The organism is Hypericibacter sp., assembly GCF_050729195.1.
Classification (GTDB): domain Bacteria; phylum Pseudomonadota; class Alphaproteobacteria; order Dongiales; family Dongiaceae; genus Hypericibacter.
In genome coordinates this window covers 1-21,765 of the sequence record NZ_JBOHKS010000168.1, presented here as the reverse complement: position 1 = coordinate 21,765, position 21,765 = coordinate 1, and the positions used below count along the sequence as shown (strand labels likewise).

Annotated in this window: 19 protein-coding genes; 7 read left to right on the top strand and 12 right to left on the bottom strand. The window is 64.5% G+C overall.

The annotated features are described in order from the left end of the window. Together ACREE8_RS13270 and ACREE8_RS13265 are read right to left on the bottom strand one after the other, a co-directional pair. A partial coding sequence (locus tag ACREE8_RS13270; protein ID WP_431573483.1) for a DCC1-like thiol-disulfide oxidoreductase family protein occupies nucleotides 1–338 on the bottom strand: 338 nt, incomplete at its 3' end. A 76-nt stretch (nucleotides 339–414) separates the two neighbouring features. Continuing rightward, nucleotides 415–924 carry a PAS domain-containing protein gene (locus ACREE8_RS13265; RefSeq protein WP_431573482.1) on the bottom strand — a complete coding sequence of 170 codons (510 nt, stop codon included), beginning with the start codon at nucleotides 922–924 and terminating at the stop codon, nucleotides 415–417. Nucleotides 925–1,109: 185 nt separating this feature from the next. Here ACREE8_RS13265 and ACREE8_RS13260 point away from each other — a divergent pair, with 185 nt between their 5' ends. After that, the gene (locus ACREE8_RS13260; RefSeq protein ID WP_431573481.1) at nucleotides 1,110–2,054 is read left to right on the top strand and encodes an aldo/keto reductase; all 945 of its coding nucleotides are present in this window, start codon (nucleotides 1,110–1,112) and stop codon (nucleotides 2,052–2,054) included. A 63-nt stretch (nucleotides 2,055–2,117) separates the two neighbouring features. On the opposite strand, the gene ACREE8_RS13255 is transcribed toward ACREE8_RS13260, so the two are convergent. From ACREE8_RS13255 to ACREE8_RS13215, 9 genes are all read right to left on the bottom strand, one after another. Next, on the bottom strand, nucleotides 2,118–3,227 hold the full coding sequence (locus tag ACREE8_RS13255) for an S-(hydroxymethyl)glutathione dehydrogenase/class III alcohol dehydrogenase (protein ID WP_431573480.1): 1,110 nt from the start codon (nucleotides 3,225–3,227) through the stop codon (nucleotides 2,118–2,120). Nucleotides 3,228–3,325: 98 nt separating this feature from the next. Then, nucleotides 3,326–3,898: an S-(hydroxymethyl)glutathione synthase gene (gfa, locus tag ACREE8_RS13250; protein ID WP_431573479.1), complete on the bottom strand. Its 573-nt coding sequence runs from the start codon at nucleotides 3,896–3,898 to the stop codon at nucleotides 3,326–3,328. A gap of 271 nt (nucleotides 3,899–4,169) precedes the next feature. Next, nucleotides 4,170–4,970 carry a TauD/TfdA dioxygenase family protein gene (locus ACREE8_RS13245; RefSeq protein ID WP_431573478.1) on the bottom strand — a complete coding sequence of 267 codons (801 nt, stop codon included), beginning with the start codon at nucleotides 4,968–4,970 and terminating at the stop codon, nucleotides 4,170–4,172. Between the two features lie 240 nt (nucleotides 4,971–5,210). Then, a complete protein-coding gene (locus tag ACREE8_RS13240; RefSeq protein WP_431573477.1) occupies nucleotides 5,211–5,657 on the bottom strand; it encodes a hypothetical protein in 447 nt (148 codons plus the stop codon). 9 nt (nucleotides 5,658–5,666) lie between these two features. Then, entirely contained in the window at nucleotides 5,667–6,629 is a 963-nt protein-coding gene (locus ACREE8_RS13235; RefSeq protein ID WP_431573476.1) for a hypothetical protein, read from the bottom strand. A 309-nt stretch (nucleotides 6,630–6,938) separates the two neighbouring features. After that, on the bottom strand, nucleotides 6,939–8,315 hold the full coding sequence (locus ACREE8_RS13230; protein ID WP_431573475.1) for a carbohydrate porin: 1,377 nt from the start codon (nucleotides 8,313–8,315) through the stop codon (nucleotides 6,939–6,941). A 98-nt stretch (nucleotides 8,316–8,413) separates the two neighbouring features. Continuing rightward, a complete protein-coding gene (locus ACREE8_RS13225) occupies nucleotides 8,414–9,322 on the bottom strand; it encodes an SDR family oxidoreductase (protein WP_431573474.1) in 909 nt (302 codons plus the stop codon). 50 nt (nucleotides 9,323–9,372) lie between these two features. Continuing rightward, complete coding sequence (locus ACREE8_RS13220; protein ID WP_431573473.1) at nucleotides 9,373–10,113, bottom strand: SDR family oxidoreductase; 741 nt, start codon at nucleotides 10,111–10,113, stop codon at nucleotides 9,373–9,375. Between the two features lie 78 nt (nucleotides 10,114–10,191). Next, on the bottom strand, nucleotides 10,192–10,662 hold the full coding sequence (locus tag ACREE8_RS13215) for a DUF1348 family protein (RefSeq protein WP_431573472.1): 471 nt from the start codon (nucleotides 10,660–10,662) through the stop codon (nucleotides 10,192–10,194). A gap of 340 nt (nucleotides 10,663–11,002) precedes the next feature. Here ACREE8_RS13215 and ACREE8_RS13210 point away from each other — a divergent pair, with 340 nt between their 5' ends. The 6 genes from ACREE8_RS13210 (at nucleotide 11,003) to ACREE8_RS13185 (ending at nucleotide 21,357) form a co-directional block, all read left to right on the top strand. Then, nucleotides 11,003–16,414: an AAA family ATPase gene (locus ACREE8_RS13210; RefSeq protein WP_431573471.1), complete on the top strand. Its 5,412-nt coding sequence runs from the start codon at nucleotides 11,003–11,005 to the stop codon at nucleotides 16,412–16,414. After that, on the top strand, nucleotides 16,411–17,922 hold the full coding sequence (locus tag ACREE8_RS13205) for an ATP-binding protein (protein WP_431573470.1): 1,512 nt from the start codon (nucleotides 16,411–16,413) through the stop codon (nucleotides 17,920–17,922). The genes ACREE8_RS13210 and ACREE8_RS13205 overlap by 4 nt, the downstream gene beginning before the upstream one ends. Continuing rightward, entirely contained in the window at nucleotides 17,919–18,557 is a 639-nt protein-coding gene (locus tag ACREE8_RS13200) for a response regulator transcription factor (protein ID WP_431573469.1), read from the top strand. The genes ACREE8_RS13205 and ACREE8_RS13200 overlap by 4 nt, the downstream gene beginning before the upstream one ends. A gap of 349 nt (nucleotides 18,558–18,906) precedes the next feature. Beyond that, complete coding sequence (locus tag ACREE8_RS13195) at nucleotides 18,907–19,722, top strand: response regulator (protein ID WP_431573468.1); 816 nt, start codon at nucleotides 18,907–18,909, stop codon at nucleotides 19,720–19,722. Between the two features lie 293 nt (nucleotides 19,723–20,015). After that, nucleotides 20,016–20,546: an SRPBCC family protein gene (locus ACREE8_RS13190; RefSeq protein ID WP_431573467.1), complete on the top strand. Its 531-nt coding sequence runs from the start codon at nucleotides 20,016–20,018 to the stop codon at nucleotides 20,544–20,546. A gap of 76 nt (nucleotides 20,547–20,622) precedes the next feature. Then, the gene (locus tag ACREE8_RS13185) at nucleotides 20,623–21,357 is read left to right on the top strand and encodes an SDR family NAD(P)-dependent oxidoreductase (protein WP_431573466.1); all 735 of its coding nucleotides are present in this window, start codon (nucleotides 20,623–20,625) and stop codon (nucleotides 21,355–21,357) included. Here the strand turns inward: ACREE8_RS13185 and ACREE8_RS13180 are convergent. Then, nucleotides 21,354–21,765: glutamate ligase domain-containing protein (locus ACREE8_RS13180; RefSeq protein WP_431573465.1), on the bottom strand; the 412-nt coding region annotated here is incomplete at its 5' end. The two genes, ACREE8_RS13185 and ACREE8_RS13180, sit on opposite strands and share 4 nt — an antisense overlap.

Genomic DNA, 21,765 nt, shown 5'->3' with positions numbered 1-21,765 from the left:
GCTCGCAGCAGCGGATAAAGAATCGCGGAACGACGCTGAGATCGAAAGACCCAGTTGTTGGCTTGGCCGAATACCCCCTCGGGGCGACCAAACTCGGCCAGAGCGTGGATGCTTTCGGCACCGTGATAAATCCGATCGCCGCTCAAAAGGGCCATTCCGTCATCGACCCGCAAGCCACGGGCGCTCAGCTGACGGACGGCGGGATGGTCGCGGTTCTCGCGCGCATCCAGCAACTGCAGATTGGGAAAGAGCTCGCGCAGGCGCAGCAGCCGAACATAGTTCGCGCAGAAAGGGCACTCTCCGTCATAAACCAGGATCGGTTGGGAGGGCGGTTGCATGCTCTCCTTTTATCAGCGGGGAGGTTAAGCGTCGGTTTGCGATACTCCCATTGCGGTATGCACCTAGCAGGCTGGGTTAGCCCAACGGGCTGAGGCGCGGGGCGATGGAGCGGAAATCGTCGATGCTGAGGCAGTGGGTGATGGTCTGGCCGTCATTCGACAGCGGGAACACGCCCCATTCGAACACCCGGTCGTCGCGCTGTTCCCATTCGATCTTGGAGAGACCGAACTGCGGCGCGTGCTGCTCCCGCAGCCGCCGGTAGATCTCGAGATTGGCGGCCTTGAGCGCCGGATCCCAATTGGTGTCGCTCAGCCATTTGTAGGAGAAGTCCTCCTGGCCGAAGCGCGCCACCTCGGTGCCGACCAGCCGGTAGAACACCCGGAAAGGGTCGTCCTGCAGCTCGACGATCGAGATGTAGGGCAGCCAGGCCTGGAAGACGAAGGGATCGACATCCTGACGCGCGGGAAAAAGACGGCCGCGCTTCAGGCCGTCCCAGCGCCCCTCGACATCGGCAACCATGTCGGATTTGATCTCCGACCGGTCGACGAAGCAGATGGCATCCGCCAGCCATTCGCGTTTCGACATGATGACGTCACTCTCGGACCATGGGCGGCCGGTCCGATCTGCCGTGCCCGCCAAATGATAGGACGCGCGGGCGCCTCGCGATAGGGGCGCCACAGCGTCCGCTGGTAACCGGTCGTAACCTTGCTATCGTGGGTATAGTTCAGGCGGGAAAACCTGCCACATCGAGGCTCGAGGAGGCCTTCATCATGGAACGTCGGAAACTGGGAAAAACCGGGCTGGAGACGGCCCCGCTCGTGTTCGGCGGCAATGTCTTCGGCTGGACCGCCGACGAGGCGACGTCCTTCGCCCTGCTGGACGCCTTCACCGACGCCGGCTTCAACGCCGTCGATACGGCCGATGCCTATTCCCGCTGGGTCCCCGGACATAGCGGCGGCGAATCCGAGACCATCATCGGCAAATGGCTGAAGCGGCATGGCGGGCGCGACAAGATCCTGATCCTGACCAAGGTCGCGTCGGAGATGGGGCCCGGCAAGAAAGGCCTCTCCAAAGCCTACATCATGGCGGCGGTCGAGGCCTCACTGAAGCGGCTCCAGACCGACTATATCGACCTCTACCAGTCGCATTGGCCCGACCCCGAAACGCCGATCGAGGAGACACTGGAAGCGCATCGGCGCCTCGTCGAGCAGGGCAAGGTGCGGGCGGTGGGCGGCTCGAACTATGACGGGGCGGGCCTGCGCGCCGCCCTCAAGGCCGGCGACGGCGAGACCCGGGCGCGCTACCAGACCCTGCAGCCCGAATACAATCTCTATGACCGGGCCGGCTATGAGGCGGCGCTGGAGCCGATCTGTCTCAAGGAAGGGCTCGGGGTCATCACCTACTTCTCGCTGGCGAGCGGCTTCCTCACCGGCAAATACCGCGCCAAGGCCGATCTGGGCAAAAGCCCGCGCGGCGAGGATATCGAGAAATATCTCGATGCCCGGGGAATGCGCGTGCTCGCGGCGCTGGATCAGGTGGCCGCGCGCTACCGCGCGACCCCGGCCCAGATCGCGCTCGCCTGGCTGATGGCCCGCCCCAGCGTGACGGCGCCCATCGCCAGCGCCACCAGCCTGGCGCAACTCAAGGACATCATGAAGGCGGCGTCGGTGAAGCTCGACCGCGACGCGATCGCAACGCTCGATGCGACGGGGTGAGTGAGCGGATGGCGTATTTATCCTCTCCCCCACACCGTGGAGGAGAGGTCTGATTTTCTGGTTCTAGTACACCACCACCGTGCGGATCGACTTGCCGGCATGCATGAGGTCGAAGCCCTCATTGATGCGGTCGAGCGGCAGGGTGTGGGTGATGAGATCGTCGATATTGATCTTCTTGTCCATGTACCAGTCGACGATCTTCGGCACGTCGGTGCGGCCCTTGGCGCCGCCGAAGGCGGTGCCTTTCCAGACGCGGCCGGTGACGAGTTGGAACGGGCGGGTCGAGATCTCCTGACCGGCGCCGGCGACGCCGATGATGATGCTGACGCCCCAGCCCTTATGGCAGCATTCGAGCGCCTGGCGCATCAGCGTGGTGTTGCCGACGCATTCGAAGCTGTAATCGGCGCCGCCCTTGGTCAGCTCGACCAGATGGGGCACGAGGTCGCCCTTGACCTCCTTCGGATTGACGAAGTGGGTCATGCCGAACTTCTCGGCCAGCGATTTGCGGCCCGGATTGATGTCGACGCCGACGATCATGTTGGCACCGACCAGCTTGGCGCCCTGGATCACATTGAGGCCGATGCCACCCAGTCCGAAGATCACCACATTGGCGCCGGGCTCGACGCGCGCGGTGTTGATGACGGCGCCCAGCCCCGTGGTGACGCCACAGCCGATATAGCAGACCTTGTCGAAGGGTGCGTCGGGGCGGATCTTGGCCAGCGCGATCTCCGGCAGCACGGTGAAATTCGCGAAGGTCGAGCAGCCCATATAGTGATGGATCATGGTGCCGCCCATGCGGAAGCGGCTGGTGCCGTCCGGCATCAGGCCCTTGCCCTGGGTGGCGCGGATCGCCTGGCAGAGATTGGTCTTGCCGCTGAGGCAATATTCGCAGTTCCGGCATTCCGGCGTGTAGAGCGGAATGACGTGATCGCCCTTCTTGAGGCCAGACACGCCGGGCCCGACATCGACCACGATGCCCGCCCCCTCATGCCCCAGGATCGCCGGGAACAGCCCCTCCGGGTCGGCGCCGGAGAGCGTGAACTCGTCGGTGTGGCAAATGCCCGTGGCCTTGATCTCGACCAGCACTTCGCCGGCCTTGGGGCCCTCGAGATCGACGGTCTCGATCGAGAGCGGCGCTCCGGCCTTGTGAGCGACGGCGGCGCGAACTTTCATGGGATCCAACCTCTTCTTCAGATGTCACGGAGACGCGGACGCCGCCGGGCCGCCAGCAGAGCGGCGGCCCGGGACGCGCGGTCGTTTCGAGAGAAAACCTACTTCAGTACGCCCGATGCCTTGGCGATATGCGTCGCGATGAAATCCATCAGAGCCGGCGATAGGCAGTCATAGGGCTCGAGCTTGAGCTCCTTCAGCCGCGAGCGGACCGCGCCCATGTTCTCCGGCTTGGCGCCGGATTCGATGATCGAGGACACGAAGGCGGCGAATTCCGGCGGCGACCAGCCCTCTTCCTTGGAGAGCTCGGTATGGACGAAATCGAGCCCATAGAACGGATGCGCCTTGTTCTCGATGCGGCCATACATATGCGTGCCGCAATCCTTGCAGGCGGTGCGTTGGATCGTTGCCTTCGGATCCACGACCTTCAGCTTGTTCTCGTTCTTGGTCGCCTTGACCTTGTCGCGCGGCGCCACCGCCACGACGGCGAACAGTGCCCCCGCGGGCTTCCAGCATTTGGTGCAGCCGCAGGCATGGTTATGCGCGGTCTGCGACGAGATATTCACCTCGACGGGATTGGTCTTGCATTTGCAGGTCAGTGTGCCACCGGCAAAATCCTTCTTGCCGGCCTTCACGCCGCCATCCACCGAAGGATGGATCGCAACTTTCGCCATATCAGGGTCCTTTCCTCTGTCTGTGCGTCAAAGACGTCTGTTGTTTTTTGCATCGGGGACCGCCGGCAGGTCTGGAGCGAGGCGTCTGCCGGCAAGGATCCGACGTTTGGATTTTTGATCTAACCCGGGCCGGAGTATTGCACAGAGCCGGGCGCGATTTGAGCCCGTGCATGAGGTCCATTCGGCGAACGGTTTCCCGGGCCACATCGATCGCCGAGCGCGTTATAATGTATCATTTCGGCGAAGACGGAGAGCCGGTCGGCCCCGCGCCTCAGCCCGCGATGGTGATGCGGTGCATCTCGCGGCGCTGGCCGTGATAGTCGTTGAGCGGCCGGTGCTGGGTGCAGCGATTGTCCCAGAAGGTGACCGTCCCCGGCCCCCAGCGCAGCCGCGTGAGGAATTCGGGCTGCGTCGCATGCTGGAACAGGAATTCCAGCAGCGGCCGGCTTTCCTCGACGGTCATGCCGCTGAAGCGCGTCGTGTAGGTCCGGTTGACGAAGAGCGACTTGCGCTTCGTTTCCGGATGGATGCGGATGACCGGATGCTCGGTCCCCATGGTGACGAAGCCGCCCGGCGTGCCGTTGGCGCCGGCATTCTCCGCCCGCACCTCGCTCTCATGCACCGCCGTGAGGCGCTCGAGCATCGCCTTCATGCCATCGGACAGACTCTCATAGGCGAGATACATGTTGGCGAACAGGGTGTCGCCGCCGGTTGCCGGCGTTTCGATCGCATAAAGGATCGAGCCCAGAACTGGCGTCTCGAGAAAGGTCACGTCGGCATGCCACAGCTCGCCGAAGACCTTACGGTCCTCCTTCTCCTTGACGACGCGCAGCACCTCGGGCTGGCCCGGCAGCGCGCGGGCCGCGGTATAGGCGAAGGTATGGAGCGGCCCGAAGCGCCGCGCGAAGGCGGCATGCTGCTCTGGCGTCAGACGCTGGTCGCGGAACACCACCAGCAGATGATCGAGCAGCGCCGAGCGGATCGCCGCGATGGTCCGGTCTTCGAGATTTTCTGCGAGATCGACGCCAAAGATCTCGGCACCCAAGGCGCCGGTGAGCGGTCTGACATCCATGATCGGCATCTCGTGGCGGTCTGAAAGAAAGCGGGCTGACGAAGCCCGCGGAGGCAGTTTTAGACCACCGAGTACGAGCCCGGCAATGGCGAGTTGGTGCGGTTGGTGGGCGCCACACGTCCCTGCATTCGAATTAATCCGCTACCGGAAGTCAGAAAGGCGGATGGACGATCGCACCCCTCCTGGCGTTCACGTCCCGGCCGAGTGCCGCCGGACCGCTGGCGGCGCTGCGACCGTCATCTAGATCACCACCTTAGCCGCGATGGCGGCGAGCTGCGCGACCGCCTTGGCCAACGCGTCGGCAACTTGAGCCGCTATGGTTGCATATTTCTCGATCTTCTGGAGCGTGCCCAGATCATCCTCGAGGCCCGCATTGATGACTTGCATCTGACGGAGCAGTTGACCGGTTTCGACGGCATTGTCGAGGCGTTGGGCCGTGACGAAAGCGAGGACTCGGAAGCCCTCACGCACTTCCCCCTGGGTCGCCCGCAACTTCTTGCGCTGGTCGATTTCAGCGTCGGTCAGCGGGCGTTTCTTCTTGAATGCCCCGAAATCTATGGTGTCGATTCCGTCCTGGAGCTGCTGCTCCAATGTTGCAAGTTTCAAGCGAGCGGCATTGGCATCTGCGATAACGGCGGCCGCGGTAGGCGCTTTCGCGGCTGCCGGGCTGGATACTCTTCTGGCCATGGTCTACCCCTATGGATTGTTGGACGTGACCGCGCGGAGGTCCTGCAGGATTGTCACGAGCTTCTTCGCCTCGGCCGCGAAGGCCTCGATCCGTGCCAACGCGGTCGCGAAGGTGAGATTCTTGTCTTGAAGGCTGTCCGCCAATGCGTCGTGGGCGGCAGCCATCCGCTGAAATAGTTGCGGAGGAGTCGACACCAGAAGCGCATCATACTTCACCGTGCTTTGCACCAACCGATCGAAATTGGACGCGTTGCTGCCTTCGCGAAATGTGTCGACCGCCTGGGAAACCTCTTCGGCGAGCTCGGACTTCGGAACATCGGAGGCGAATGTCGACGCCGCGGTGAAAAGACCTGCCGCATCGCGGATGACCGGCTTGGCCGCCGCCGTGGCGCGTTGCAGCCCGGACAATTTCACATGTTCGACATACTGGCCGACGATCCAGTTGATGCCCGCACCGACGGGGGTCGCGAACTGTGGAACGGTGGCGGCGCTCCCGCCGCCCGCCGCCGCCACGGTCTCGGCCAGGTTCTGAACGCTCCCGAGCGCGGCGTTGACCTGCGTTTCGACTTTCGTGGCTGTGTCGGCTTCAAGCAGCGCCTTCAAGTTGCCTGCATATTTGTTGATCTGCGCCATTAACAGCGTCATCTGCGCGAGCGGGGGGGCAGGCGGATAGATTTCCTTGGTTCCGTCCTCGGCTTGTATGATCAACCGGCATCGTACCGACAGGGTCAGACATTCTTCGTCATTGGTCTTCACGAAGGCGCGACCGCTGACGACGCTGTTCTTCAAGACCTCACTGTAGGCTTCGGTCACCTGCACATTGAGTTGCGACAATGCCGATTCGGCATCATTGGTGGCGGCAGCGAAATCATTCACCGGCTTGCCATAGTCCACCGTCGAACAGGCGCCAACCAAAAGCGCAATCGCCGCGACCGCAGCCCGGCGACGCCAACAGCTCCATATCGGCTTCATCTTTTTCCCCCTGTCCTCCCTGAAGAGGACACCCGATGTTTCTTTTCGGGATCACCCGCCTGAAACGCCCACCGCTTCGAGGTGATCTTAATCCCATGCGATCATAAGGCGCTCGATCCGAAACGATCGCCACTTTTCGAACACAGCTTCCATAAATGGCTCGTCGAGCCAAAGTCGAGGGGGCTGGAGACTTTGGGAATTCAGTCGGGTACGGCAGACAGTTTGTTGGTTGCCCAGCAAATCCTGCGCCGCCGCCAGCATCGGGCCGGCCTCTTGGTGCCGGCGGCAAAGGATGGGGAGAGGGCGTTCTCAGAAGGTGAGTGTCGCCCGCACTCCCAGGACGAGCGCGTCGTCGATCGTGCCTCCGTTCGGATCGCTGGGATCGGGAACGGAGCCGCCGGGGTGAATGATGTACTGGATGTCCGGCTGCAGCGTGACCGCGGGCGTCAACTGGGCCAGATAATTGACCTCGAGCACGATCTCCTCGTCGCGCACCGGAAAGCTCGGATCGTCGAGGCGGCGCGTATCCTTGTCGAGATGTGCCGCGTCCTGACTGATCTGGGCATAGGCGACGCCGAAGGTCAGCTTATCCTGGTCGCGGGTCGGGATTAGTCCAGTCACGCCGAGACCGCCATCGACATAGAACGAGATCGGGTTGCGGTCCGCGGGCGAGGCGCCGAGACGCAGAAAGCCATTGAGGGTTTGACTCTTGTCGTCACTGCGCCAGAGGGTCTGGTCGACCAGCCCATAGATCCCGCCATTTCCCTCGTGGTTCTCCGGCGCGACCGCCGTGCCCGACGCCAGCGACACCTTGTTGCCCGCAGCATCGGTCCCGAAGCGCTCGTCGGCGAAGGAGGCATCCTGATACCAGATGCCCAGCTTATAGACGCCGGGAAGACCCGTGGCCTGATCGCCCTGATTGATCGCGTATTGGGCCTCGCCGATCCAGAAGCTGCCGCCGCTGAAACTGAAGGTCGTGCCGTAACTGTTGCAGAGCTGAGGATTGCCCGAGCAGCTATCGCCCGCCGGATCGCCGCTGAAGACCGCGGCGAGCAAGGAGAGCTCCGGCGTCGGATTCACCTGGACACGAATTCCCGGGGTCGCCAAAGGATATTCGGGGCCGCCATTCGGCAGGTTGAGAGCCAGGACATCCGCGAACCCAAACGTGCTGTTGAGCAGGTTCGCCGCGGTCGGGCTGATCATGAACTCGTCATCGGCCGCGAGCTGGCCGGCGCGAATGGAGAGTGCGTCGTCGAACAGGCTCTGCTGCAGCCAAAGCGTGAACAATCTCGTCGACGGATGTGCCTCGGTCGAGCTGGGATCGCTGAGCGCGCCGCTGCGAGCGCCGATGCCTCCGCCGGTCCGTTGAATCTGATAGCCGGTCACATGGAAGAACGCGCCTTCCCAGCTCATCAGCTTGTCGAGATCCACATCGAGCGACAATTGCAGCCGCCCTTGATAGACAAAGCCATCCTCCACGCCGCCCGAGACAGCGCCCATCGTCTCGGCGATATAATCGAGGGTGATGTCGAAGCCCTGATTCTGCAGCTCGGTGCGAACGCCGCCCCAGTCGCCCGTCAGCTTGTCACGCTGCAGCATATCGTCGGCGGCCGCCGGTTGACTGGCCGCGATCGCTGCCATAGCGGCAAACGTAGCGGCCCGAAGGACGGCAGGCAGCGCGATCATAACTCGCTCCTCCTACCCCAGATGGCAGACCCGACATTGGATTTTGCGGGAAGCCCCGTCGGCAACGCGGCGTAGGGCCACCTCCGCCGATGGATTCCTTACTTCGCCGAGGCCGAAATTCGCGGTTTCAGCAGGTCCTCCACGCCGATGCGGCGGAAGAGCTCGGCCCTGACGCGATCGGCCATCGCATTGACGATGCCGGCGCCGTCGTCGGACGGATCGATCGTGGTGCGGAACGGACGCCTGCCGAACGGCATCGCCACCACATCGGCGATGACCCGTCCCACGGCCTCGGCATCGGCGTCTGGCGGCTCGAGGCTGGCGAGGCCCTTCTGCATGGCCTCGGGCACGCCTTGGTAGGGGCCGTTCCGATATTGCGCCGCCACCGCATTGTCGGCGGGGCGGCCCGAATGGGCATAGTGATTGGTGCCGCGGGTGAAGGAGCCCGGCACGATGATCGTCGTTTCGATACCCCACCGGGTCAGCTCTCCGGCATAGGAGACGGCAAGCGAATCCATCGCCGCCTTCGCCGCGAAATAGGGCCCCAGGAAGGGTGGCGTGCCGCCCCTTGTGCTGCTGCTCGACACCCAGACGAGGAGGCCTTGGCCCTGCTTTCGCAGCTGCGGCAAGGCCGCGCGATTCACCCGCTGCGTGCCGAGGACGTTGATATCGTACAGCTCGGCATATTGTTCAGGCGTGAAGGCCTCGGCAGGCCCGAGGACCATATGGCCGGCATTGTGCACGATCACGTCGAGCCGGCCGTTATCTGCGACGATCCGGGCAATGGCGGCATCGGCCGACTCTTGCGACAGCACGTCGAGCTCGACGGTGCGCAGCTCGACCTTATGCTCAGCAGCGTAGGCTGCGGCTTCCCTGACTTGAGCCGCGTTGCGCCCCGCCGTCTCGCGCATGCTCGCATAGACGACGTCGCCCCTCTTGGCGAGTTCCCGTGCCGCCAGCGCGCCGAAGCCGCTCGAGGCGCCGGTGACGAGGATAACCTTCTGCATAGCCGATACTCCTGGTCGGATTGGGGACAAGGCAGGCCGCCGGTCTGCGCTCAGGCGAAGCCGCCATTGGCACGGAGCACCTGGGCGCTCACCCAACCGCCATCGGGGCCGGCCAGGAACGAGACCACGTCGGCGATGTCTTCGGGCTGGCCGAGCCGCTCGAGCGGAGCGAGCTTGCGGAACTGATCGACCTGCGCCTCGGTCTTTCCCTTGAGGAACAGCTCGGTTGCCACCGGGCCGGGCGCCACCGCGTTGACGGTGATCTCGCGGCCGCGCAGCTCGTTGGCGAGCACCGGAACCAGACCCTCCACGCCCGCCTTGGAAGCGATATAGGCCCCATAACCGGGAAAGGATTTGGCGAGCACGCTGCTCGAGAAGGCGATGATGCGGCCGCCCTTGGCGACATGCTTCGCGGCCTGGTTCATCACGATGTAGTTGCCGCGCAGATTGATCGAAATCACCTTGTCAAACATCTCCAGATTGCCGTCGGCGATCGGCCCCAGCGGCATGATGCCGGCACAGTTCACCACCACGTCGATCCGGCCGAAGGCGTCGATCGCCGCCTTGAACAGGCCTTCCACGTCCTCGGCCTTCGATACATCGCCCCGGATCGCCGTGGCGCGTCCGCGATCCGCCTTGATTTTCGCAACGGTTTCGTCGGCCTTGGCCGGATTGCCGGCATAGTTGAGGGCCACTGCAAATCCATCGCGAGCGAGCCGCAGGGCGACCGCGCCGCCGATGCCTCCCGAGGCGCCAGTGACGATGGCGACCTTTCCTTCAGCGTCCGTCATCGATGCTCTTCCTCAAGTTGAAGCGCCCCTCGCGGGGCGCTCATTTTTTAGCCCGATCGGGTCGCGGCGGCGGCTTTTTCAGAGCCCCAGCTCGGACAGGCCTGGATGGTTGGCGACGCGGGGACCGGGGGGCCAGAAATAGCGGCGGTCGGCCTCCGCGATCGGCAGATCGTTGATGCAGGCCAGACGCCGGCGCATCAGGCCGTCGTCCCCGAACTCCCAGTTCTCATTGCCATAGGAACGGAACCAGTTGCCCGCATCGTCATGCCATTCATAGGCGAAGCGGACGGCGATCCGATTTTCGGTAAAGGCCCAGAGCTCCTTGATCAGCCGGTAATCGAGCTCCCGGGCCCATTTCCGGCCTAGGAATTCCACGATGGCGGGCCGCCCATTGATGAACTCGGCGCGGTTTCGCCACATGCTGTCGACCGAATAGCCGAGCGAGACGAGCTGCGGATCGCGGCTGTTCCAGGCGTCTTCGGCGAGGCGGACTTTTCGCGCCGCGGTCTCGGCGGTGAAAGGGGGGAGCGGCGGTCTGGCATAGGACATGGAGATCTCCGATTGCTGGAGCGGGGACGCAGGACCGACATGCGCGGGCCCACCGACAGCGCCGGACGTCGGGCCGCAAATCCCGCCAGAAAAGCCTTACGCCATGACCTGGAATAGCTCTAGTGAGACCGCGTGAATCCAGGTGAAAGGTTGCGAACCCGCCGCCCGAATGCCCCGGCCGGTTCATGGAAATCCCTGTCGACACAGTTCCTAAGCGGCATCGAAGCGATCTGCCGGGCGGCCGCAGGGGAGGACGGAAATCCGGCGCTTTCGCCTACCGGGCTATTCGCAAAACCCTTATGCTCGCCCCGGTCTGGCGTCAGCGAGGATAAGATCTTTCGTGACGGAGCTTTCCGGATACGATTTCGAAACATTGCGGGAAGGCCGCGAGTTCGTCCTCTATCGGGGCCGGCAGCGCGTCGATGCTGCATCGATCCTGGTCCTGGCACCGGTTCTCACACAACAGGCGCCGTTGAGCCTCGCGCGGCTCGAGCATGAATATTCGCTGGCCGACAAACTCGATCCCGCCTGGGCCGCGCGTCCGCTTGCCCTCGTCCGCCATGAGGGCCGCCCGATGCTGGTGCTTCAGGACCCCGGCGGCAATCCCCTGAACGGCGCCCGCGGGCGCCCGCTGGAGCTGACCCGCTTCCTGAAGGTGGCGATCGCGCTCGCGGCCGCCCTGCGCCAGGTCCATCAACGCGGCCTCATCCACAAGGACATCAAGCCGACGCATCTGCTGGTCGATCCTTCGGGCAATGTCTGGCTCACGGGTTTCGGCATCGCATCGCTGCTGCCGCGCGAACGCCAGGCCCCCGCTCCGCCGGAGATCATCGCCGGAACCTTCGCCTATATGGCACCCGAGCAGACGGGTCGCATGAACCGGTCGATCGATGCCCGCAGCGACCTCTATTCCCTCGGCGTCACGCTCTATGAATTGCTCACGGGCGTCCTGCCCTTCACGGCATCCGATCCGATGGAATGGGTCCATTGCCATATCGCCCGCCAGCCGACGCCGCCGGGCGAGCGCATCCAGGGCCTTCCCGATCCCATCGGCGCGATCATCCTGAAGCTTCTCGCCAAGACCGCCGAGGACCGCTATCAGACCGCCGCCGGCGTCGAAGCCGATCTTCGGCTATGCCTCGGCGGATGGGAGACGCATCACCGCATCGATCCGTTCCGCCTGGCCGTGCGGGATGCGCCGGACCGGCTTTTGATTCCGGAAAAGCTCTATGGGCGCGAAGCCGAGATCGAAACCCTCATCTCCGCCTTCGATCGCGTCGTCGCCCACGGCACAACCGAGCTCCTGCTGGTGTCCGGCTATGCCGGCATCGGCAAGTCCTCGATCGTCAATGAACTCCACAAGGCCCTGGTCCCCTCGCGCGGGCTCTTCGCCGCCGGCAAGTTCGACCAGTATAAGCGCAACATCCCCTACGCCACGCTGGCCCAGGCGTTCCAAAGCCTGATCCGCCAGCTGCTCAGCAAGAACGATGCGGAGCTGGGCCGCTGGCGCGACGCCCTGCTCGAGGCGCTCGGCCCCAACGGCCAGCTCATGGTCAACCTGATCCCGGAGCTGATTCACGTCATCGGCGACCAGCCGCCGGTTCCGGAGCTCCCGCCGCGCGATGCGCAGAGCCGGTTCCAGCAGGTGTTCCGGCGCTTCCTGGCGGTGTTCGCCCGGCCGGAGCATCCCCTCGCCCTGTTCCTCGACGATCTGCAATGGATGGACATGGCGACGCTCGAGCTGCTCGAGCGTCTCACCACCGATCCGGAGGTGAGACATCTCCTGTTGGTCTGCGCCTATCGCGACAATGAGGTTGGCCCCGCCCATCCGCTCATGCGAGCGCTGGAGGCGATTCGCGGGACCGCCGCCAACGTGAAACAGATCGTGCTGGCGCCGCTCCTGCCGAGCGATGTGCGGCGCCTGGTCGCCGACGCCTTGCATACCGACCAGGGGAAGGTCCAGCCCCTGGCCGAGCTGGTGTTCGAAAAGACCGGCGGCAATCCCTTCTTTGCGATCCAGTTCGTCACCGCCTTGGCGGAGGAAAGCCTGCTCTCGTTCAATCCCGACGCCGCGGTGTGGCATTGGGACATGAACCGGATCCGTGCCAAGCGCATCACTGCCAATGTGGCAGAGCTCATGGCGGGAAAACTCAATCGCCTCCCGACCGTCGCCCTCAACGTCCTGCAACAGCTGGCCTGCCTGGGCAACAATGCGCGGGCCTCCACCTTGACGATGCTGCTCGGAATGCCCGAGGACGCGATCCGCGCGGCGCTCTGGGAGGCGGTGCGAACCGGGCTCGTTCTCCGCCCGGAGCGGGGCGCCTACTCCTTCCTCCATGACCGGGTCCAGGAAGCGGCCTATGCGCTGATCCCCGAGACCGAGCGGGCGGCGGTCCATCTCCGGATCGGCCGCGTGCTTGCGGCGCAGACCGCGCCCGAGGAACTCGAGGAGAATATCTTCGAGATCGTCAATCAGCTCGACCGCGGCGCGGCGCTGATCCATTCGCTGGAAGAGCGCAGGCAAGTCGCCGAGCTCAATCTCATGGCCGGCAAGCGCGCCAAGGCTTCGGCCGCCTATGCGTCGGCCCTGAGCTACTTCGCCGCCGGTAGTTCGCTGCTGGCCGGGGATAGCTGGGCACTCCAATACCGCCTGATGTTCGAGCTGGAGCGCCACCGCGCCGAGTGCGAGTTCCTGACCGGGGATCTGCCCGCCGCGGAGGAACGTCTTTCCGCCCTGTCGGGCCGGGTGGTGGATCTCGTCGACAGGGCGGTCGTCGCAAGGCTGCGCTTGACCCTCTACACCACCCTCGATCGGACCGACCGCGGCGTCGAGGTCGGCCTCGAATACCTGCGCCATGTCGGTATCGAGCTCTCCCCGCATCCGCCCGACGGCGACGTCGATCGAGAATTCGAGCGAATGCGACAGCGGCTCGGCGACCGCTCGATCGAGCAATTGCTCGATCTGCCGCTGATGAGCGACGCCAACTGGCTCGCCACCATGGATGTTCTTACGGAGCTGCTGCCGCCGGCGCGCTTCACCGACAACAATCTCCATGATCTCACTCTCCTGCGGATGACGAATCTGAGCCTGGAGCACGGCAATTGCGACGCCTCCTGCCACGCCTATGCCGTCCTCAACATCGTCCTGGGCCTTCGGCTGGGCGACTACCAGACGGGCTTCCGCTTCGGCCAGCTCGGCCGCGATCTGGTCGATAAGCGCGGTCTCGAGCGCTTCAAGGCCCGGGTCTATATGGCGCTGGGGGCCATCACCATCCCCTGGACCATGCATGTCCTCTCTGGTCGCGTGCTGATCAAGCATGCCTTCGACATCGCCAATGCGATGGGCGACCTGACCTACGCCGTCTATAGCTTCAAGAATCTGGTCACGAACCTGCTGATCTCGGGAGAGTCGCTCCAGGAGGTCCAGCAGGAGGCCGAGCAGGCCCTGGCCTTCGCCCGGAAAGCGCGGTTCGGCCTGTATATCGATGTTTTCATCGACCAGCTCATGCTGATCCGCGAGCTCCGTGGGCTCGAGCCCGATATCTTCCGCCCCGCGGATTCGGAGCCGGACGATCGCTGGTTCGAGAAGCATCTCGACGAAGGCGGCAGGCGCCTGGCGCTCGCCGCATCCTGGTATTGGATCCACCGGATGCAGGCGCGCTTTCTAGCGCAAGACTACAGCGGCAGCGTCGCGGCGGCAGCGAAAGCCCACGATCTGCTCTGGGCGACAAGGTCGCATCTGGAGATTGCGGAGTATCATTTCTACGGCGCGCTCACGCGCGCGGCGGCCTGCGATTCGGCCAGCGGCGAGCTGCGGGATCGCCATATGAACCTGCTCCTCACGCACCACCATCAGATTGCGATCTGGGCCAAGAGCTGCCCGGCGAATTTCGCGAACCGCGCCGCCCTGGTCGGCGCCGAGATCGCGCGACTGGAGGGCCGGGAGCTGGACGCGATGCGCCTCTATGAGGAGGCGATCCAGCTGGCCCGGCAATATGGCTTCACCCAGAACGAGGGAATCGCCAACGAGCTCGCTTCCCGCTTTTACCGGGCCCGCGGCTTCCAGACGAGCGCCGATGCCTATCTCCTGGCCGCCCGTGCCTGCTATCTCCGCTGGGGAGCCGACGGCAAGGTCCGTCTTCTGGACAGGAACCATCCCCAGTTGCGGCCGGATCTGGCGTCGTCGCGGCCCGAGAGCACGATCGGCACGACGGTCGAGCGTCTGGATCTCGCGACCATGGTCAAGGTATCGCAAGCGGTCTCGAGCGAAATCGACCTGCCCAAGCTCATCGACACCTTCATGGTGCTGGCGCTCGAGCAGGCCGGCGCCGACCGCGCCCTGCTGATCCTGTCGCGAGGCGAGGAGCTGCGGATCGTGGCGGAAGGAACCACCATTCGCGATAGCGTCGAGGTCCATCTCCGGCAGGCACCCGTGGCGCCCGAGGAGCTTCCCGAATCGGTGCTGCGCTATGTCGTGCGCACCCGGGACAGCCTGTTGCTCGACGACGCCTCGAACCGGAATCCGTTCTCGGGCGACAAATATATCCGGCGCAACCGCAGCCGGTCGATTCTCTGCCTGCCTCTCATCAAGCAGGCCAAATTGACCGGCATCCTCTATCTCGAGAACCGTCTCACCTCGCACGTGTTCACGCCGGCGCGGATCGCCGTGCTGAGGCTGCTGGCCTCCCAGGCGGCGATTTCGCTCGAGAATGCCCGCCTCTTCGCCGATCTGCAGCATGCGGAGGCTTATCTCGCGGAATCCCAGCGCCTCGCCCATATGGGCAGCTTCGCCTTCAACAGCTCGCGCTCGAAGCTGTTCTGGTCGGAGGAAATCTATCGCATCTACGAAATCGATCGCGAGACCGCGCCGTCGTTCGAGGTCGGTCGCCAGCGAACCCATCCGGATGAGGTATCCCTGGTCGAGAAGATCGTGGAGCGGGTCATCCAGGAGGGCATGAACTACGACATCGATCATCGATTGAAGATGCCGGACGGCTCGGTGAAGCACCTCCATGTCGTGGTTCATGCAGAGAAGGATGCGGCGGGGGAAACCGAATATGTCGGAACGGTCATGGATGTGACCGCCTCGATCCAGGCGCAGGAACGACTGCGGGCCTCGCTCCAAGAGAAGGAGGCGCTGCTGAAGGAGGTCCATCATCGGGTCAAGAACAATCTGCAGCTGATCAGCAGCCTGCTCAATCTCCAGGCTTCCCGGATCGACGATCCATCGGTCGCGGAGCTGTTCTCCGAGAGTCGCAACCGGGTTCGCTCCATGGCCCTGGTTCATGAGAATCTCTATCGTGCCGGCAATTTCGCCCGGATCCCCATGCGCACCCATGTGCAGAATCTCTGCGCCCACCTGACCCGGGCCTATGGGCTGCACAGCCGGCATATCGATCTGACGACCGATATCGACGAGGTCGAGCTGGGTCTGGACCAGGCCATTGCCACCGGTCTGATCATCAACGAGCTCGTCTCCAACGCGCTGAAGCACGCTTTCCCCGACGAGCGGCCCGGGCGGATCCGGGTCGAGCTGAAGCTGCTCGCCGCGGGGCGATGCAGGTTGTCCGTCATCGATAACGGCATCGGGCTGCCTTCCGATCGGAACACCGAGCAGGCCGATACCGTCGGCCTGCAGCTTGTCTATGATCTGATGCAGCAGCTTCATGCTGCTCTCGACCTGCAGCGGGACGGCGGCACCACCTTCGCCATCGTTTTCGACGCGGATACGGGAACGGAGACCAGCCGATGACGCCCGCCAAGATCCTGGTCGTCGAGGATGACCGGGTGGTCGCCAGGGACATCCAGCAGCAATTGAACCGGATCGGGCACACGGTCGTCGGCATGATCGCCCGTGGCGAGGATGCCCCGCCGCTGGCGTTGAAGACCCGGCCCGACCTCGTCCTGATGGACATCCGGCTCGAGGGCGAGGTCGACGGCATCGATGCCGCCCAGCAGATCCGTGAGCAATGCCATATTCCGGTGGTCTTCCTGACGGCCTATGCCGACGACGAGACCGTCCAGCGCGCGAGCCTCACGGAGCCCTTCGGCTACCTGCTCAAGCCGTTCGAGGATTCCCAGCTGCGAACGGTCATCGAGATGGCCCTGTTCAAGCATGCGGCCGAGCGCAAGCTGCGGGAAAGCGAGCGCCGGTTCGTGACCACCCTCTCCAGCATCGGGGATGCCGTCATCGCCACCGACAACACGGCCCGGGTCACCTTCATGAATCCGATGGCCGAGACCCTGACGGGGTGGCCTCAGCGCGACGCGATCGGGCATCAGCTCGCCGAGGTCTTCCGCATCGTCAATGAGGAGACCGGCATCACGGTCGAGGATCCCGCCGCCAAGGTGTTGCGCCTCGGGACCGTGGTCGGGCTGGCCAATCATACCATCCTGCTCGCCCGCGACGGCTGCAAGGTGCCAATCGACGATTGCGGCTCGCCGATCATCGACGACAAGGGCGACATCACCGGCGCCGTCCTGGTCTTTCGCGACATCACCGAACGCCGGCTGGTGGAGGAAGCCTTGCGCCGGGCCCATACCAACCTGATGCATGGCGCCCGGCTGATGACCATGGGCGAGCTCGCGGCCTCGATCGCCCATGAGGTGAACCAGCCCCTCATGGCGATCGTCACCAATGCCGAGGCCTGCCTGCTCTGGCTGGCGAAGGAAAAGCCGAACCTGGATGAGGCGCGAGAGGCAGCGGAGCGGATCGTCAGGAATGGCCATCACGCCGGCGATGTCGTCAAGACGATCCGCGCCCTCGCCCGAAAGTCCGCTCCCGAGATGATGCTGCTCGACGTCAACGGCATCGTCGAGGAGATGCTGGATCTGATGCGGGCGGAGCTGCGCCGGAACGACGTCGTGCTGGAGCACGATCTGTCCTCCGCCCTCGAGCCGATCATGGGCGACCGGGTCCAGCTGCAGCAGGTCGTGGTGAACATGGTGATGAACGGCATCGAGGCGATGGCTTCGGTCACCGACAGGCCGCGGCGACTGCGCGTGACGACCGAGCGTGCCGAGGATGGTTTCCTGCAGGTGGCGGTCGCGGATTGGGGCACGGGCCTCGACCCGACCCGGATGAGCCGCATTTTCGAGCCGTTCTACACCACCAAACCCGAAGGCATGGGCATGGGGCTGTCGATCTGCCGATCGATCGTCGAAACCCATGGCGGCCGCCTGTGGGCCGCCGCCCACGCACCTCACGGCTCCATTTTTCGATTCACCCTGCCAACAGCCACTGGAAGGGGCCTCGATTGACGGCATCGCATGAGACAAAATCACCGACCGTCTTCGTCATCGATGATGACCAGGACATCCGCGAAGCGCTGCAGAGCCTGCTGCGGTCGGTAGGCCTGCGAGTCGAGCTGTTCGCCTCGGTCCAGGAGTTCATCGACCGGGCCAGCCCGGACGGTCATGGCTGCCTGGTTCTCGATGTCAGGCTACCGGGACGCAGCGGGCTCGATTTCCACGACGATCTCATCAAGGAGAGCATGCATCTGCCGGTCGTCTTCATCAGCGGTCACGCCGACATTCCGATGTCGGTCCGGGCGATGAAGGCGGGTGCCGTGGAGTTCCTCACCAAGCCGGTTCGCCATCAGGACCTGCTGGATGCGATCTATCTGGCAATCGAGCGGGACCAGGCGCGACGGGACGGCGAGCGTTCCGTGGCGGGACTCCATGCCGGCTTCGAGAGCCTGACACCGCGCGAGCGCGAGGTCCTGGCCCTGGTCGCGGCCGGCCTGCTCAACAAGCAGATCGCCGCGCAGATCGGCATCAGCGAGGCGACGGTCAAGCTGCACCGGGGCCAGGTGATGCGGAAGATGCAAGCCCGCACGCTGGCCGACCTGATCAGAATGGCCGACAAACTCGAACTCTCCCGGCCCAAGACCTAGAACAACCTCGCCGCTTCCCCGTCCCTGCCCGCGAGCGTTCCCGGCGAAGGTCGAGGCCGCTCCCTCCGTCATGACAACAGGACCGCGCGGTGCCGGATCCCTAGGGATGCCGGCGGCGGCGGCGGCCCTTCCATGCCCCCTCATGGCGACGGCGCTTTGTCGATAGGGGCGGAAAGCAACAAAACCGGAGCGTTCGATGCAAGGCCGACAGGGGGCGTCCTGCTATTTCTCAGGCCATAAACCGCTCACGCGACGAAACCGAGCCGTCCCGTCCGGATGGCACCTGCCGGTGACGACTGCCCGCGAAGCGCGGAAGGCGCATAAGCCAAGTCGGAAGGAGGTTCCGCCCGTGTTGATCCAGAATCTCGCAGATCTGCCGCTCCCGACCCAGCCCACGCGCAGCTGGAGCGCGCCCGCGAGCGAGGCGCCCGAAACCAGCGACGATCCGTCGATCATCCGGTTTCGGCATTATTGCGCCTTGCCGCGCGCGCGCCAGCTTCTGGCTCTTGGCCAGCCCCTGGAGATCGGGAGCCGGGCCTTCGATCTCCTGATCGTGCTGCTGGAGTCCCGCGGCACGCTCGTCACCAAGAAAGAGATCGTGAAACGCGTCTGGCCATCGACCCTGGTCGAAGACAGCAATCTGCGGGTCCAGATGACGGCCCTGCGCAAGGTGCTGGGCAAGGACGGCGACATCATCAAGACCGTGCCGGGCCGCGGCTACATGTTCGCCGCAGAGACCGTCCAGGAGCCTCTGGCCTCCCTGTCCTCCGAGCCGTCCGTCCGCGAGCCGCCAACCGTGGCCGTCATCGACGACGACCGCAATGTCCGCGAGGCCCTCCACAGCCTGCTGCGGTCCGAGGGTTTGCGGGTCGAGCTGTTCGGGTCGATTCCAGAGTTCCTCGACAATATCCGTTCCGCCCTGCCCGATTGCGTCGTGCTCGACGTCTGGCTGCCGGGGCAAAGCGGGCTGGATTTTCACGAGGACCTGGTCAGGGCAAAACTGCGTCTCCCCGTCGTCTTCATCAGCGGCCATGCCGATGTGCCGATGTCGGTCCGGGCCATGAAAAGCGGCGCCGTGGAGTTCCTGACGAAACCCATCCGTCGTCGGGATCTGCTGCGGGCGGTCCGACAGGCGATTGCGCTGTCCTCCACCGCTCCCTTCTGACATGGCGGACCGCCACGCCGCGGTCAGCTGCCGCCTCCCACCAGATAGCCACCACCAGACTCGACGTTAGGAACCGAACTTGGCTCAGGAAAAGGCAATCCGTCGATATCGTGCCGCTGCCTGAGGCCGAACCAAGCGCCCCCGAGCTTTGCAACGATTTGCCGCGATTCACCGGAACTAACTCTGCCCCTCGCCCGGGGCGGGGTAGAAATTCGGGATGGGGAATGATCGGCAGGAGGGGAACTCGGCGCCACCGCAGCGATACCGCGACAAGGTGGAATGGGAGAAGGTTCATGGACGGAGCTTTCGCAGATCCACAGTCGGTTCTGCTGGCTGGTGCGGCCCCCGAAGAAGGCCCTCCGGAGATGCGCTGGCCGGCCGGATTCTCGCCCGGACAGACCGACCTTTACGCGCGCAATGAGGTTTTCATCGATGCCACGGGCACCACGGTCTGGTGGCATCTGGTCGCCGCGCAGAAATGGCCTTCCTGGTACCCGAACTCGCACGAGCTGCGAATCGCCGGCGACCGGACCGGCATGTTGCAACCGGACAGCCGCTTCGAGTTCTTCACCTTCGGCCTGCATATCGACGCCCGGATGGCGGAGTTCGCCCCGGAGAGCCGCCTGGGCTGGTTCGGCAAGGGCGATGGGCTCGAGGCATTCCATCGCTGGCGCCTGGTCCGCGTCCCGAAGGGCTGCCAGGTCGTCACGGAATGGACGGCAAAGGGCCCCAGAGCCATGGCGATGGGCAAGCGCGACCCCGACGCCATCCGCAAGGGCCACGATCTGTGGCTGAGAAACCTGAAGACGATTTCCGAGACATAGCGGTTCCGCGGGACCTCCCCCATCGCCGCCGAAACCAGCGAAAGCCTCTCCTGATAAACCCGATGAGGAACCTGCCGTGAGAGACGCTGAGAACGACAGAGTGGCCATCGTGACCGGGGCTTCGCGCGGCATCGGGGCCGCGGTGGCGGAGCGGCTGGCGGAGGAGGGCTTCACCGTCATCGTCGGCTATTCGGGCGATGCCGCGGCAGCCGAGGCGCTGGCCCGCCAGATCGAGACCAGGGGCGGCCGGGCGCGGGCGGCCAAGGCCGATATGAGCGACCCCGATTCCGTCCGTGGCCTGTTCGGCGATGCCGAGGCGAGATATGGCGGCGTCGATCTGCTGATCAACAATGCCGGCATCATGACCCTGTCCAACATCGTCGACACCGACGAGCTGACCTTCGAGCGCCTCGTGAACGGGAATCTCAGAGGCCTCTTCAACAGCCTGCGGGAATCCGCCAACCGGCTGCGCGACGGCGGCCGCTTCATCTATTTCTCCGCCGGCGTCGTCGGCCTGCTTCAGCCGACCTATGGCGTCTATGGCGCCACCAAGGCGGCGGTCGAGGCGATGACGAACATCCTCGCCAAGGAACTTCGCGGCGGCGCCTTCGGCATCGATGCCAATTCCTTCACAGCCGATCCATCGCACTGGCGCAAACCCCAGCCCTTCTCGAACCGAATGGCGGAGCTCACGCCGGGTGAGGAGCTTCGGCAGCCGGACGATATCGCGGGCGCCGTCGCGGTCCTCGCCCGCTGCAACGGCGGCTGGACCAAGGATCGAACCTGCCGGCAGGGCGTCGGCGCCGCTTAAGCGAAAGTCTCGCGCCTCCGGCCTCGCGGCGGCTGGACCGGCGCCAGTTTGCCGACATCTCGGAACGCTGCGCGATAATGTTCGACGGAATTCGTGACGTTCCAGCCGAACACGACCACGAAGTCCCCCGGCTCCGCCGCGGCGGCAATGATCGTCGCGGCCTCGCTGCCCGACGCCGCCATCAGGATCGAACCGGCGCCGGCCGCAGCCAGACCGTTCGACAGCCGCGCCGCGATCTCCCCAGGCGGCTTGCCGCGCCGGTATTTGTCATGCTCGTAGCAGACGAATTGATCGAAATGGCCCGCCAGGATCGCGGCGCATTCCTCGAAATGCGAATCCGGCCGATTTCCCGGCGCCATCACGGCGCAGAAGCGCCGGCCGGCCGGCGCCAGCGCTTCAATGACGGAC

Bases quoted from the DNA above. Each gene is read 5' to 3' on its own strand.
- gfa (WP_431573479.1), bottom strand. From the start codon at position 3,898: ATGGCGAAAGTTGCGATCCATCCTTCGGTGGATGGCGGCGTGAAGGCC.
- ACREE8_RS13230 (WP_431573475.1), bottom strand. From the start codon at position 8,315: ATGATCGCGCTGCCTGCCGTCCTTCGGGCCGCTACGTTTGCCGCTATG.
- ACREE8_RS13240 (WP_431573477.1), bottom strand. From the start codon at position 5,657: ATGGCCAGAAGAGTATCCAGCCCGGCAGCCGCGAAAGCGCCTACCGCG.
- ACREE8_RS13215 (WP_431573472.1), bottom strand. From the start codon at position 10,662: ATGTCCTATGCCAGACCGCCGCTCCCCCCTTTCACCGCCGAGACCGCG.
- ACREE8_RS13190 (WP_431573467.1), top strand. From the start codon at position 20,016: ATGGACGGAGCTTTCGCAGATCCACAGTCGGTTCTGCTGGCTGGTGCG.
- ACREE8_RS13255 (WP_431573480.1), bottom strand. From the start codon at position 3,227: ATGAAAGTTCGCGCCGCCGTCGCTCACAAGGCCGGAGCGCCGCTCTCG.
- ACREE8_RS13265 (WP_431573482.1), bottom strand. From the start codon at position 924: ATGTCGAAACGCGAATGGCTGGCGGATGCCATCTGCTTCGTCGACCGG.
- ACREE8_RS13245 (WP_431573478.1), bottom strand. From the start codon at position 4,970: ATGGATGTCAGACCGCTCACCGGCGCCTTGGGTGCCGAGATCTTTGGC.
- ACREE8_RS13220 (WP_431573473.1), bottom strand. From the start codon at position 10,113: ATGACGGACGCTGAAGGAAAGGTCGCCATCGTCACTGGCGCCTCGGGA.
- ACREE8_RS13225 (WP_431573474.1), bottom strand. From the start codon at position 9,322: ATGCAGAAGGTTATCCTCGTCACCGGCGCCTCGAGCGGCTTCGGCGCG.
- ACREE8_RS13235 (WP_431573476.1), bottom strand. From the start codon at position 6,629: ATGAAGCCGATATGGAGCTGTTGGCGTCGCCGGGCTGCGGTCGCGGCG.
- ACREE8_RS13260 (WP_431573481.1), top strand. From the start codon at position 1,110: ATGGAACGTCGGAAACTGGGAAAAACCGGGCTGGAGACGGCCCCGCTC.
- ACREE8_RS13205 (WP_431573470.1), top strand. From the start codon at position 16,411: ATGACGCCCGCCAAGATCCTGGTCGTCGAGGATGACCGGGTGGTCGCC.